General features: G+C 47.7%; 13 protein-coding genes. 8 read left to right on the top strand and 5 right to left on the bottom strand.

Features of this window, described 5'->3' with window-relative positions:
- Positions 1-8: 8 nt before the first annotated feature.
- Positions 9-548 carry a Uma2 family endonuclease gene (locus Q1V85_RS19495; RefSeq protein ID WP_300602243.1) on the top strand — a complete coding sequence of 180 codons (540 nt, stop codon included), beginning with the start codon at positions 9-11 and terminating at the stop codon, positions 546-548.
- 97 nt (positions 549-645) lie between these two features.
- Positions 646-1,077, top strand: a complete 432-nt coding sequence (locus Q1V85_RS19490) for a hypothetical protein (protein ID WP_300602242.1) — start codon at positions 646-648, stop codon at positions 1,075-1,077.
- Positions 1,078-1,243: 166 nt separating this feature from the next.
- Here the strand turns inward: Q1V85_RS19490 and Q1V85_RS19485 are convergent, their stop codons facing one another.
- Complete coding sequence (locus Q1V85_RS19485; RefSeq protein WP_300602241.1) at positions 1,244-1,846, bottom strand: DUF922 domain-containing protein; 603 nt, start codon at positions 1,844-1,846, stop codon at positions 1,244-1,246.
- A gap of 3 nt (positions 1,847-1,849) precedes the next feature.
- On the bottom strand, positions 1,850-3,562 hold the full coding sequence (locus Q1V85_RS19480; protein ID WP_300602240.1) for a hypothetical protein: 1,713 nt from the start codon (positions 3,560-3,562) through the stop codon (positions 1,850-1,852).
- A gap of 153 nt (positions 3,563-3,715) precedes the next feature.
- On the opposite strand from Q1V85_RS19480, the gene Q1V85_RS19475 reads away from it, so the two are divergent.
- Both Q1V85_RS19475 and Q1V85_RS19470 read left to right on the top strand, forming a co-directional pair.
- Positions 3,716-5,077, top strand: a complete 1,362-nt coding sequence (locus Q1V85_RS19475; RefSeq protein WP_300602239.1) for a dihydroorotase — start codon at positions 3,716-3,718, stop codon at positions 5,075-5,077.
- 123 nt (positions 5,078-5,200) lie between these two features.
- Complete coding sequence (locus Q1V85_RS19470; protein ID WP_300602238.1) at positions 5,201-6,520, top strand: DNA mismatch repair protein MutS; 1,320 nt, start codon at positions 5,201-5,203, stop codon at positions 6,518-6,520.
- Positions 6,521-6,553: 33 nt separating this feature from the next.
- Here Q1V85_RS19470 and Q1V85_RS19465 read toward each other — a convergent pair whose 3' ends face one another.
- A complete protein-coding gene (locus tag Q1V85_RS19465) occupies positions 6,554-7,204 on the bottom strand; it encodes an outer membrane beta-barrel protein (protein ID WP_300602237.1) in 651 nt (216 codons plus the stop codon).
- Between the two features lie 226 nt (positions 7,205-7,430).
- Between Q1V85_RS19465 and Q1V85_RS19460 the strand changes: the two genes are divergently transcribed.
- A complete protein-coding gene (locus tag Q1V85_RS19460; protein ID WP_300602236.1) occupies positions 7,431-7,808 on the top strand; it encodes an RDD family protein in 378 nt (125 codons plus the stop codon).
- A gap of 16 nt (positions 7,809-7,824) precedes the next feature.
- Here the strand turns inward: Q1V85_RS19460 and yihA are convergent, their stop codons facing one another.
- Both yihA and Q1V85_RS19450 read right to left on the bottom strand, forming a co-directional pair.
- Entirely contained in the window at positions 7,825-8,451 is a 627-nt protein-coding gene (gene yihA / locus Q1V85_RS19455; RefSeq protein WP_300602235.1) for a ribosome biogenesis GTP-binding protein YihA/YsxC, read from the bottom strand.
- A 10-nt stretch (positions 8,452-8,461) separates the two neighbouring features.
- Positions 8,462-9,484, bottom strand: coding sequence for a GntR family transcriptional regulator (locus Q1V85_RS19450; protein WP_300602234.1), 1,023 nt, complete (start codon positions 9,482-9,484; stop codon positions 8,462-8,464).
- Between the two features lie 288 nt (positions 9,485-9,772).
- Between Q1V85_RS19450 and Q1V85_RS19445 the strand changes: the two genes are divergently transcribed.
- From Q1V85_RS19445 to Q1V85_RS19435, 3 genes are all read left to right on the top strand, one after another.
- Entirely contained in the window at positions 9,773-10,765 is a 993-nt protein-coding gene (locus Q1V85_RS19445) for a DUF6600 domain-containing protein (RefSeq protein ID WP_300602233.1), read from the top strand.
- A 196-nt stretch (positions 10,766-10,961) separates the two neighbouring features.
- Positions 10,962-11,705 (top strand): bifunctional demethylmenaquinone methyltransferase/2-methoxy-6-polyprenyl-1,4-benzoquinol methylase UbiE, encoded by a 744-nt coding sequence (ubiE, locus tag Q1V85_RS19440; protein WP_300602232.1) that lies wholly within the window; start codon positions 10,962-10,964, stop codon positions 11,703-11,705.
- 111 nt (positions 11,706-11,816) lie between these two features.
- A complete protein-coding gene (locus Q1V85_RS19435) occupies positions 11,817-12,542 on the top strand; it encodes an ABC transporter substrate-binding protein (protein ID WP_300602231.1) in 726 nt (241 codons plus the stop codon).
- Positions 12,543-12,658: the final 116 nt, after the last annotated feature.

Below are 12,658 nucleotides of genomic sequence, written 5' to 3'. Positions count from 1 at the left end.
TTTACAGTATGGCGTATGCGCAAAAAATATTGCCTCATTATACTTATGATGACTGGGTGCGTTGGGAAGGTCGTTGGGAATTGATCGACGGTATTCCGATTGCAATGAGTCCTATGCCGCAGCCGAAGCACCAGCGCATTGCAGCTAACCTAATTGTAGAAATAGAAATGGCTTTGAGAGCTGGCAAATGCAGCCACTGTAAGGTATACCAACCGCTTGATTATAAAATATCCGACGATACGATCCTGGTTCCGGATGTGTTGATCGTTTGTGGCGAAATCGCTAAAGCTTACCTGGATTTTGCGCCTGCATTGGTGGTTGAGGTTTTATCTCCTGCTACTGCGCTGCGCGACCGTCATACCAAGTACGAGTTATATCAGCTGCAAAAAGTTCCGTTTTACCTGATCGCCGACCCTGAAAAAGAAGCCCTCGAAATTTATCGCCTCATCAATGACCGGTATGAGCTGCAACCGGCCACTACTACCTTTTCTTTTGACCTGCAAAACGATTGCGTGATCCGGGTTGATTTTACAAAGATCTGGAGCTAAGATCCGGTCTTATTTTTTAACCAGATAAGCCCCATAACTCCCGGCCCGTTTAGCCGAAACCTGTATCTTTGGCGCCCAAATCAAAAACCTTATTTATATGAAAGTTACTAACCCAACGGGAAAAACATTAAAAGAGATACAGGATAATTTATCCTTTCATTACCCGGATGTTAAAATAAGAAAAGCCTTCTTTAATGCATTTGGCCCGCAGCACCTCCTTGTTCCCTCCGGAAATATGAAACATGTAATCCGTCCGGCAAAGAGCAATACCGTGCTGGTTACAGATTTTATTCCACCGGTACTGCTTACCATTGCAGCCCTGCTGGCAAGTATTGTTATTGTGTCTGTAGTACTTACCGTGCTCCTGAAAGTGCCGGTATTTGGAAGCGTTGGTGGCCTGGGATTTGTGCTTTGCTTTCTTTTGGTAAAAGCCATTTATAAATCGACCAACAAGCAAAAGTTTGAACAGTTCCATACCGATCTGCAACTGGCACTGACCCGTTCCAGTCAGCCGGGGTCTATCTTCTAAAAGATATGCCCGCCTAACAGCATGCACCGGAGCTATATACACTTCTTTGAAAAGCCAATACCCCGGTGCCCTATGCAGTTTAAATACAGGCGCATCATGCACGGTGTGTCAGCCAATCTGTGGCAATAAAAAGGTATGCATAACGGCTGCCCTGTCCGGTAATCCATCAACGGGGCATGGATAGAATATAATCCTTAGCCGCGTATGGCTGCAAGGTCTTTAACCGTTGTGCAATAAGCCGGTTCCATAGTTCCTGCTTTTGCTTATTGCGTCCATTCGCTGTTTCTGCATCATATTTTTTCTGGAAGGTATCAAGCTCCTTAAACAGCCGGTTCATTGCATTGGTCATACGCTCCATGGGCGTTTTACCGAGGGACTGCGTTCGTAAAAAACGCGATAATTCCCGGGCATAGATCTCCGAAATATCAAAATGTTTTTGTTCGTGGTTCAGCAGGTAGGCTCGGTCTTCCGGACTGCCTTTTGTCACTTCAGCAAGGATATAGGAACGTGCAGGAGTCATTTGTGCATAGATCCGGATCAGGGATTTGCCTTTATCGGCGCCGGAATTTATCCGGCTCATGGTATACACAAAACCGGTACGCGTTACAGCCATATTCCGTCCCAGGGCGGCCGGAGGCTCCTGCCCCGTTTTGATGATCGTATAATCAGACAGATTTAATTTGCGCGAAGGCGACCACTGTACTACCGGTGTTTGCGCCATCACCAGCTGCGCCCAAAATAAAACGGCCGTTAACAGGATTTTCTTCATACGCTAAAACACAAAATCCCGTCGCGCCATATTCCAGCGCAATCCAACAGACAGCCACTTGGTGGTTTGGTCGGGCACACCTTCAATGCGGTATTTCCGGTACATCCCCGTTACATCAAAGAACAGGTTTTGCAGGATCTCATAAGAAACGGTCATCGATCCGATCATGCCCTTGTTGCTGATACCGCTGCCAATGGAATAACCATCCTCGCGTTCACGTCCGTCGTTATAGTTGCGGAACAGGTCGCCGCCATAACTGGGCGAATACCAGGCGGTATTATAATTTGTAGTATCCAGTCCTTTGTTATACATCACCAGCATCGCTTTCAGATAAAGGCGCGGCAGGGGCTGATAATTTGCAATACCCACAAACTCTTTGAAATTAGCTCCCAGCGGGTGTGCCAGCGGCTGGTTGTAATGCAGGAAATTATTCTGCGCCCATTTATCGGTATAGGTAAACGGACGAACGAAATTACCTTCCACCTGCAGGTCCAGGTTCTTGATGGTAAAGGCATCGGCATATTTGGCACCTACCTGGTAACCGAATTTGTTCACCCAGGGGCCGCCGGATTTAAATGCCTTGTTCACCACAAATTCATTGATCAGCCATTGGCCATAGGCCTGGAAATGTTTTGCAAAATTCGCTTTTACATCCAGCCCGATGCTGGACTTGGCGCTATTGCCAGTATATGAGGAATAGGCCCGGTTAAACATAGAAGGATTCAGGTACCCCACCTGTAAGCCGCCGTTCTTTTTGCTGTTGTACATGGTGCTTTCAAAAAAGCCCAGTTTCAGCCAGTTGGTTGCCTGCCAGGTAAGGTAATGAAACATCATGTAATTGCGCGGACGGGTAGAGTCCATTCCAAAATAAAAATTTTCAAACGGTGCAATGGTTTGCGCAGCCACCGATGTCAGCTGAAAATTACCCGCCTGTACCCCCAGCTTTAAAAACGGGTACGGGGCGCTGAAATCGCTGATAAATAAGGTGCGGTACCCGTCACCAATAAAAAATTTATCATGCGCGATCTGGAAGTCGATATATTTTCCGGCATGAAAGGTCACCCCTCCACGTATATCCCAATAATCAAATCCATCGCCTTTAAATGCTTTATAATATCCCAATCCGGGCACACTTACATGCGCTTTATTATAATCCTGCACATACAGCGGATCCCGTTCCTGGTTTTCAGAGAGGTACAGGTAGTACCCTACCCGCTGGTCGATCTGTCCGCGTACCCGGATCCCCCGGGTATTTACAAAGGTTTTGGTACCTGTAGCTTTCCCCAGTTCAAAATTGATGACCGGGTCAATGATCAGGCTGTACTGGTCCCGCTTGTCTACGGAGTACAGGTGCGCCGGGTTTTTAAAAAAAGCGCCCAGGATCGGCTTTCTGTGGAAAGAATCCGCATAATTGGTGGTCCAGTCGGAGTTGTTCATCATCATGCTCCGGATATTATACCGGTCAATGCTGGTGAGCACTCCTTCCAGCGCACCAGCCTTATCCAGCGAATCGATACGTTCCACGCGCTCCGTAGCCCTTTTGCGTCCATAGGGTTTTACGGTGGTAAACTGCAGCACAGAATCCCCCCGCAGCTTTATATCCAGCCGGTTAATCAGCCGGTTCTGTTTATCGCTCAGCTCAATATTATCGGTTTGAGCCTGGCTGTAAAAAGGCAACAGGATCAGTGCAAGCTTCAGGAGTTGTTTGATTTGCATATGCGTAAGATAAGGTTTTCATTATTTTCGGTCCACCGCCTTCCTGTGGCAAAGATAAGATCATCAGGGTATTACAACAGGATTCCCCTCAATTGATTAATTTCGGAGTTTTTTTGTACTTTACCAATATTGTTGCACTCAAGAACAAAAACCATGCAAACATTTCTGATTAAGAATATAAACATTGTAAATGAAGGTCAAACAGGCACGGGCGATGTGCTGATCCGGAACGGGAAAATCGAAAAAATCGCCGGCAGTATCGATATACCGTCCGGTGTAACCGAAATAGACGGTGAAGGCAAATACCTGTTACCCGGTGTTATTGACGACCAGGTACATTTCCGCGAACCGGGGCTTACACATAAGGCCACGATCTATACCGAAAGCAAGGCGGCCGTAGCCGGTGGCGTAACCAGTTTTATGGAAATGCCCAACACCGTTCCTCCCGCTTTTACACTGGACCTGCTCGAAAACAAATATGAGATCGGCCGGAATCATTCCCTGGCCAATTATTCTTTTTTTATCGGCACCAATAATCAGAATGCAGCCGATGCATTGATGGCCAACCAACATAAAGACCGGATCTGCGGTATCAAGGCCTTTATGGGTTCCAGCACCGGCAACCTGCTGGTAGATAACCCGCTGGTACTGGAAAAGCTGTTTGCCGAAAGTGAAATGCTGATCGCCACCCATTGTGAAGATGAGCGGATCATTAAGGCCAATCTTCAAAAAGCCCATGAATCCGGCAGGGAGCTTACCGCTGCCGACCACCCGGTGATCCGTAACGAGGAAGCCTGCTTCGAATCTTCGTTTTATGCCATCCAGCTGGCTAAAAAACATGGCTCGCGGTTACATATCCTGCATATCAGCACCGAAAAGGAATTGCAGCTCTTTACCAATATGCTGCCCCTCAAAGACAAGCGGATCACCGCTGAGGTATGCGTGCACCACCTGCACTTTACCGCCGATGATTACGCCATCCAGGGCAACCGCATCAAATGTAACCCTGCTATTAAAGCGCCGCATCACCGCGAGGCTTTATGGAAGGCGCTGCTGGATGACCGGCTGGATGTGATTGCTACCGACCATGCTCCGCATACCGTTGAAGAAAAGCAGGAACCCTATCCCAAGGCACATGCGGGCGTACCCCTGGTACAGCATTCGCTGCCGCTGATGTTATACTATGTAAAGCAGGGAAAGATCTCCATCGAAAAAGTAGTGGAAAAAATGAGCCATGCGGTAGCGGATTGTTTCCAGATCAAAGACCGCGGTTATATCCGTGAAGGATACCAGGCCGACCTGGTCATTGCAGATCTGCATGCACCGTTTGCTGTAACAAAGGAAAATATCTTATACAAATGCGGCTGGAGTCCTTTTGAAGATGTGGATGGTAACGGAACACCATTCGAATTTCCGGCCAGCATCACCCATACGTTCGTAAACGGGAATTTAGTTTATGGAAATGGGCAGTGGAATGAGTCTGTAAAGGGAGAACGGTTATTATTTAACCGGTAACGTTAGGGTGATTGGGCAAATGCGGAAAATGCGGGAATGTGAGAAATATGAAAATGTGGAAATGTGGAAATGAGCCGGTCTTTCTGACGTTGAACCTTAACCCCGGAACCTTAAACAAGAACCATGCAGATCGACGGTATCTCTTTTAATGACATTGCTATCTTTCATCCCGAAGAGGATTATTCCATCTTCCACAAACTGAATTTTACCCGCACCTTTGGCGGACGTGAATGGCTGCGGCATTTTTTTTCCAACCCCTTCAATGATATCGAGAAGATCCGGGGTACCCAACGCATCCTCAGCAAACTGATCCTTCATGTGGATGAATGGCCGGAAGATATCACCAACGGAACCATCCTGGTAATGGACCGCTTCCTGGATTACGCGCTGGACCGTGTAAGCAATAGCCCCAATGCACTGGATGCCGCCATTTACCGGGTGCTGCATCATGCCGATTATGCAATGGTGCGCTTTTCGATCAACCATTTCGCCGATTTTTTCCGCAGCATGCGAAAGATCTCCATGCTGCTGAATGAGGTGGCGCTTCCCGCCAGCTTCAGTATTTATATTGAGCGGATCGATCACCTGCTGAAGATCGAAGCCTTTAACCAGCTGTCCGAGTCCGAAAAAGACCAGTCCTTTCCTATGAGCCGGAGCCTGTATTATGCCGGCCAGCTCCGCGAGGTACATAAACATGCCGTGCAGGAGCTTATGGATATTTACAGCCGCCTGGATGCCTGGTATTCGATGGCAATGGCCGTAAAACATTATAACCTGGCGTTCCCTGAATTTATTGACCGGGCCACGCCGGTTATTGAGGCCAAGGGATTGTACCATATCCTGCTGCAGAACCCCGTTCCTTACGACCTGGACATTACCCAGAAAAATAATTTCCTGTTTCTTACCGGCGCCAATATGGCCGGTAAAAGTACGCTTATTAAATCGGTGGGTGCTGCTGTATTCCTGGCACATATCGGCATGGGCGTACCGGCCCGTTCCATGAGGCTTACCCTGCTCGATGGCCTCATCAGTAATATCAACGTAGTGGATAATATTGTAAAAGGCGAAAGCTTCTTTTTTAATGAAGTGCAGCGGATCAAAAATACCGTGGAAAAAGTAGGCAACGGTCAAAAATGGCTGGTGCTCATCGACGAACTGTTTAAAGGCACCAATGTGCAGGATGCCATGCGCTGTTCCCTGGCTGTGATCCGCGGGCTGCTGAAGGTAAAAAGCTCCCTGTTCATACTGTCTACCCATCTCTATGAAATCGGGGAAGAACTTGAATCAACCGCTTCCATCGCTTTTAAACATTTTGAAACCACGATCAACGACGACACGCTTTCCTTCAGCTACCAGCTCAAAGACGGCATCAGCAAGGACCGCCTCGGATACTTTATCCTGAAAAAAGAAAAAGTAGTGGAAATGCTGGACCGGCTCCAGTAAACACGATCCTGGGTTTAGGGTAAACCTGCTGTTTTATAGCTTCCGGGCCAGCCCGATACCGACTCTTACATTCCGGTTCGTCATCGTGGGCGACTTTCCTCCGGTTAAAAAGTATTTTTGCGAAAGCCCGTGATAATAACCTGCAAACCCTGAAATACTGAAAACCCTGTTCACCTGGTGCATCACCCCGATATTACCCAAAAGTCCCAGGTCTGTTTCATTGGTAATGCTCGTTGTAGTTTCTGATGTTCGCTTGCCATTGCTGTTGTACTCCCGGGTTAGTCCGCCCGTAAAAAAGCCCCATTCCACACCTGCATCTGCAAAGGGCTGTGTTTTCCGCGTCCTGTTCACCAAAAAACGGGCGAACATGGGCACTTTTATATAGTAAGCGTTTTCTGTTCTGCGGATGGAATATAGATCATTTTTTTCAGACGCCCCTTCTTTATTAAATGCCAGGCCAACTCCAAATCCAACAGGACCGCCTCCCATTTTTACCAGGTTGATACCTCCCCTGTAATGCAGATGAAAAAGTGCATGGCGACTGAAATTACTGTACCAGCTGTGGCCGGCCGCAGCCTGCGCCTCGGCATACCAGCCTTTTACACTGAGCGGAGACGAAGTAAATACCTGGGTATTCCCTTTCATACAAAAGAATAACAAAATGATCAGGCAGCTATTTCTCATAATCAGTTTTCATCATATAACGCATCTTCTGGTATCAATGCAACATTAAGAAGAAAAAATAAACGAGCCCGATAGAACACCTGGACCCGCAGGTTCTCAATACCGAATATTGACGGAGCTAAATAGCACCCCTTATCTAAACACATGCGGGCCACAACAACAATAGTTGCATCAAATGGAAAAGAAAGTATTATATTGGATCTTATTTTTTATTTAAAATAAGATCATGTATCCAAAAGTAATTGACCGGATTCAATCTTCGCTTATTGACTTTGGACTACTGGTGCTGCTTATGTTTACCGCGGCGATGATTCTCGACCGTTATGAGCAGGTACCCGATGCAGTCAAAATCAGTATTTTTGTTTTCCTGATCATTTATGAACCCCTGTTTGTGGCATTGGGCTGTACGCTGGGAAATTATATAAAAGGGATCCGGGTGCGGCAAAGTACAAACCCCCTGAAAAAGATCAGCATCGGTCAGTCCCTGCTCCGGTATCCTATTAAACTATTTTTGGGAATCGCTTCTTTTTTTACGATAGGCACCAACAAACAGCGAAGGGCTATCCACGACATCCTTTCCGGAAGTGTAATGATCAAACGATAACCTGCAGTTATTAAAATTACTCCTGAAGTGTTTGAATGTATTGCAGCAATTCATCTCTTCCCAGCCTGTCGATGGCAGATGTTGTAAAATGCGGCGGCAGTTCTTCCCAGGTTTCTTTCAATGCTTCCAGTACTGCATTTACATTACGGGTAGTGGCTCCCGGCTTGTTTTTATCGGCCTTGGTAAATACCAGGGCAAAGGGAATGCCCCATTCACCCAGCTGATGGATAAATTCCAGGTCAATCTTTTGCGGTTCGTGCCGGCTATCGATCAGCACCATTAAACAAGCCAGGTTTTCCCGTTTAAGAATATACCGCTCAATCATCATGGACCAGCTTTTTCGCTGTTTTTGCGACACTTTTGCATAGCCATAACCCGGAAGATCGACCAGGTACCAGGATGATTTTACCATCCTTCCCGCTTTATCCCGTCTGCCCGATGCAATGTCAAAATGATTGATCAGTTGTGTCTTTCCCGGCGCGGCCGATGTTTTGGCCAATGCCTTTTTATTGCACAGCATATTGATGAGGGAGGATTTCCCAACATTACTCCGGCCGATAAATGCAAATTCCGGCCGGTCGGCTTTCGGGCACTGCGTATATTCAGCACTGCTCTTTACGTATTCCGCAGATACAATCTCCATAGCTGCAAATTTACAGGGAAGGACGCAATCGCAAATGAAAAGGCACCGCTACCTGCCGTTTTTCTCCGCTGAGTATCAACCGGGCCGTTTCCTCACCCATGGCCGCAAAGTCGGTAGAGAAGGTAGTGATGCCCTGCAGGATCAGTCGTTTCAGCGGTGTTTCATTATAGCTGATCACGCCCACATCCCGGCCGATCTGCAGCTGGGCTGCCATAACCTTATCCACAAGGGTTACCAGGTCGTCTTCCATCAAACAGATATATACTTCTTTGGGTGCAATGGTTTCTTTCCGGATATGATGTACTACGGCTCCATTAAAGGCATACTGGTCGCAAAAGCGCCTGAAACCCTTGGTGATCTCCTCCGGGAAATAAGAGTATTCCGGTACAATAATTTTCAGCGTTTCATAATGTCGCAGCCGGCCCAGCGCCTGCTCCAGCGACTGGTAAATATCTTCTTCAAAATTTTCATACACGGCACTGAAATCGCCGCTGATGCCCGGCACCAGCTTATCCAGCAGGATGAGCTTTTCTTTTGGCAATGCATTGATGATCTCCGATGCGCCGGGTCCTCCTTCCAGGAAATGCGGAATGATCACAAAATGGGTATACGGCTTCTCGATGCCGGACAGCAACTTTTTAAATAAGTTGAAATCATTGTTATAAATATAAAAATCGATGAGCGCTGCCGGACCCAGTGTTTTTACAAAGGCATCATAGATGATCTTTTTATGAGTGCTCAGTTTATTAAACAGCAGGAAGATCTTTAAAGAGCTTTGAGGCTCTGCCGTTTTTACAAAATAGCCCTTCCCGGGTACGGACCCCAGCACCCCCATCCGTTTCAGATGTTTGTAGGCTTTTTCCGCCGTATCGCGGGAGATCTCAAACTCATAACTCAATTCATTAATCGATGGCAGGAGATCGTTTTGTTTGATGCTGCCATCCGCAATAGCATCCACAATGGACTGGGCCAGTTGCTGATACTTGGGGGTGGCAGACAATACATCTAATTCAATATATTTCAGAATGTTCATTTTCTACATGCAGATATGGAAATAAAAGTAGGAAAAATTAACGAAGATACCGGAATTGCCGCTACGTACACATTCCGGCAATCATTCTGTTTCACAAGTGTTTGCAGGTATTTAAACCCGGGCGGCAGCACCCGTAAAAGCCTTTCAACAAAAGAACATCGCCCGGAGATAACCTGGAATCTATAACATTTCCTTTGCATTAAACCCCGGGTGCACACGAAGGGCGCAGGCCTGCTTTGCCGTCAAGTAATAGGAAGCATATTTCGAACCAAATTAAATGGAACAATTATGAAAACAAAAAAGTTCCGGACATGGATCAAGCTGCTACTGTTCGGAATCATACTCAGCAGCTGCACTGCTTCTTACCAAACACAGGCGCAGGTGGTTGCTCCCGACGGAACCATCACTTATCAAACCTTTTACGATGATCTTTCTCCTTACGGAAGCTGGATCAATTACCCTGGCTACGGAAATGTATGGCATCCTTCATTAGGTGCAGATTTTCGTCCGTATGCTACCGGCGGGCACTGGGTTTATTCCGATGAGGGATGGGCCTGGGCTTCTGATTACGGATGGGGGTGGGCGCCTTTTCACTATGGCCGGTGGTTGTACGACGACCTGTATGGCTGGCTTTGGGTGCCCGGTTACGACTGGTCTCCGGCCTGGGTTACCTGGGGATATACCGGTAATTATTATTGCTGGGCACCATTGATGCCGGGCATCAGTGTAAGCAGTGCCTTTGGCTCCTGGAGGCCGCATTCTATTTACTGGAACGCGGTGGAACGGGGACATATTTACGACCGGAACCTGACCCGGGTGGTACAAGGCCCTTCTGTTGTTAACAATATTCATAACAACATTACGATCATCAACAACTTTAATACAACAAAAACAAACAACAATTATTACTCCAGGGGACCAAGGGTTACCGATGTTCAGCAATTCACAAAAACACAGATCAACCCCGTATCCATAACCCAACATGACCGGAATATGGGCAATCCCAGAAAAGACAATGCCAATAACCGGGTTGACCGTGGAGTTCCGGCGCAGCATAACGAGCTCAATATGTACAGACCCCGCGTGCAGCAGCCTCCGGCTAATAACGTTCGGGCGCCCCAACCCAAAGAATTTAAACAGGTAGCCCGGAATAATACCCGGCCCATACAGTCCATAAATGACCGGCCGATGGGGCAACGCCAGGAACAGATCAGCAATGTAGACCGGTTACCCCGCCAGACGGGCATACAGTCCGGTGGCCGCAGGGGATCCCGTCGTTAAGCAACGGCTTTATGAATATGCTCTTAAAAGAGATGGCGCCGGATGATCCGGCGCCATCTCTTTTTTATTCCAAAACCCGGGCGGGGCACCCGCTGCTTACGAGGATAGAACAGAACGGTTATTTTGAGCGCAGATCTATGTGCCGGTCTGCAAATCCTGGCAAAAGACTGTATAATTCCCGTTACCTTTGTGGTTTATGACAGAATTTTCGCACGACCATATCATTCCCTATAAAGAATCTGAAAAAACAAAAAAAGAGCAGGTTGCTGAAATGTTCGACCGCATTGCCCCCCGGTATGATCTTACCAACCGGGTACTTTCCGGTCGCACGGATGTAGCCTGGCGGAAGAAAGCCATCGGTATGCTGAAGAAATACCAGCCGCAGCAGGTACTGGATATTGCTACGGGAACGGGCGATATGGCGTTACGGGCTTATAAAATGCTGGGGCCGCAGCAGGTAACCGGGGTCGATATCTCTGCCCAGATGCTGGAGGTTGGCCGGCAAAAAATTGCGAAAGAAGGGCTGAGCGACCGGATCACGCTGGAACTGGGCGACTCCGAAAACCTGCAGTTCCCCAACAACCGGTTTGATGCAGCCATGGCGGCTTTTGGTGTACGCAATTTTGAAAACCTGGAAAAAGGCCTGTCGGAAATGTACCGGGTACTAAAGCCGGGCGGACAATTGCTGATCATTGAGTTTTCAAGACCCAAACCGGGCGTATTTAAAGGCTTGTACCAGCTTTACATGAACGTACTGGCTCCGCAGATCGCCGGGCTCTTAAAGCAGAACAAGGAAGCCTACCAGTACCTCAACAAATCGGCCCGTGCCTTTCCGGAGCGGAAGGATTTTACCGGTATCCTGGAGAAGGTAGGGTTTTCCAATGCCCGGTACAAGGCGCTTACCCTTGGCATTTGTTGTATTTATACTGCCGAGAAATAAGCAGTTTCAGGTTGGATCCGTTCCATACTCAATGTGGCACCTTATTTCCACACTTTCACATTTTCACATTTCCACATTGTCAAATCTTCAAATTACCCATTAAACTGAAACGTGAAAATCGTATCCCTGGTTCCTTCCATCACAGAGCTTTTGTACACCCTGGATCTGGAACAGGAGGTAGCCGGTATTACTAAATTCTGCGTGCATCCGCAAACCTGGTTCCGTACCAAAACAAGGATAGGCGGCACCAAAACCCTGGATACAGAAAAAATCATCGCCCTTCGTCCGGACCTGGTCATTGCCAACAAAGAAGAAAATGTAAAAGAGCAGGTGGAGGTATTGGCCGCACGGTTCCCCGTTCTTGTTACCGATGTAAACAACTACCCGGATGCGCTGGAAATGATCCGAACGGTGGGACATCATACAAACCGCAAAGAAAAAGCCGGCACCTTAGTTGCCGCCATTGAAGCAGCTTTTGCCCGGCTGGATACCAGCCCCATTGGCACTGCCGTATATTTTATCTGGAAGGATCCCTGGATGACGGTTGGGGGTGATACCTTTATTCATGACATGCTGCACCGGGCCGGTTTTACAAACCGGTACGCCCCGTTAAAGCGGTACCCTGCCATAACCCTGGATGCATTACAGGCAGATTGCCCGGAATACATCCTCCTTTCTTCGGAACCTTATCCCTTTAAGGAAACACATAAAACAGCATTACAGGCGCTTTATCCCCAGGCAAAGATCCTGCTGGCAAACGGGGAATTCTTCAGCTGGTATGGCAGCCGGATGCTGCAGGCACCGGATTATTTTAAACAACTACGGGCGGGCCGGTAAAGGCCGGTTATTGACGGCTGAATAATATCAGTCCATTGCTGCAACGATTTTAAAGTACCGATTTTTTTATTGCTGAAGGACAGCCGGCGGATTGGTCCCACCCTTTCCCTAAGGCA

Origin of the sequence: Niabella sp. (assembly GCF_030150205.1) — a bacterium.
GTDB lineage: Bacteria > Bacteroidota > Bacteroidia > Chitinophagales > Chitinophagaceae > Niabella.
This window is presented reverse-complemented; position numbering and strand designations above follow the sequence as displayed.

Excerpts from the sequence above, each read along its gene's own strand:
- Q1V85_RS19495 (WP_300602243.1), top strand. The coding sequence starts at position 9 with ATGGCGTATGCGCAAAAAATATTGCCTCATTATACTTATGATGACTGG.
- Q1V85_RS19490 (WP_300602242.1), top strand. The coding sequence starts at position 646 with ATGAAAGTTACTAACCCAACGGGAAAAACATTAAAAGAGATACAGGAT.
- Q1V85_RS19485 (WP_300602241.1), bottom strand. The coding sequence starts at position 1,846 with ATGAAGAAAATCCTGTTAACGGCCGTTTTATTTTGGGCGCAGCTGGTG.
- Q1V85_RS19480 (WP_300602240.1), bottom strand. The coding sequence starts at position 3,562 with ATGCAAATCAAACAACTCCTGAAGCTTGCACTGATCCTGTTGCCTTTT.
- Q1V85_RS19475 (WP_300602239.1), top strand. The coding sequence starts at position 3,716 with ATGCAAACATTTCTGATTAAGAATATAAACATTGTAAATGAAGGTCAA.
- Q1V85_RS19470 (WP_300602238.1), top strand. The coding sequence starts at position 5,201 with ATGCAGATCGACGGTATCTCTTTTAATGACATTGCTATCTTTCATCCC.
- Q1V85_RS19465 (WP_300602237.1), bottom strand. The coding sequence starts at position 7,204 with ATGAGAAATAGCTGCCTGATCATTTTGTTATTCTTTTGTATGAAAGGG.
- Q1V85_RS19460 (WP_300602236.1), top strand. The coding sequence starts at position 7,431 with ATGTATCCAAAAGTAATTGACCGGATTCAATCTTCGCTTATTGACTTT.
- yihA (WP_300602235.1), bottom strand. The coding sequence starts at position 8,451 with ATGGAGATTGTATCTGCGGAATACGTAAAGAGCAGTGCTGAATATACG.
- Q1V85_RS19450 (WP_300602234.1), bottom strand. The coding sequence starts at position 9,484 with ATGAACATTCTGAAATATATTGAATTAGATGTATTGTCTGCCACCCCC.
- Q1V85_RS19445 (WP_300602233.1), top strand. The coding sequence starts at position 9,773 with ATGAAAACAAAAAAGTTCCGGACATGGATCAAGCTGCTACTGTTCGGA.
- ubiE (WP_300602232.1), top strand. The coding sequence starts at position 10,962 with ATGACAGAATTTTCGCACGACCATATCATTCCCTATAAAGAATCTGAA.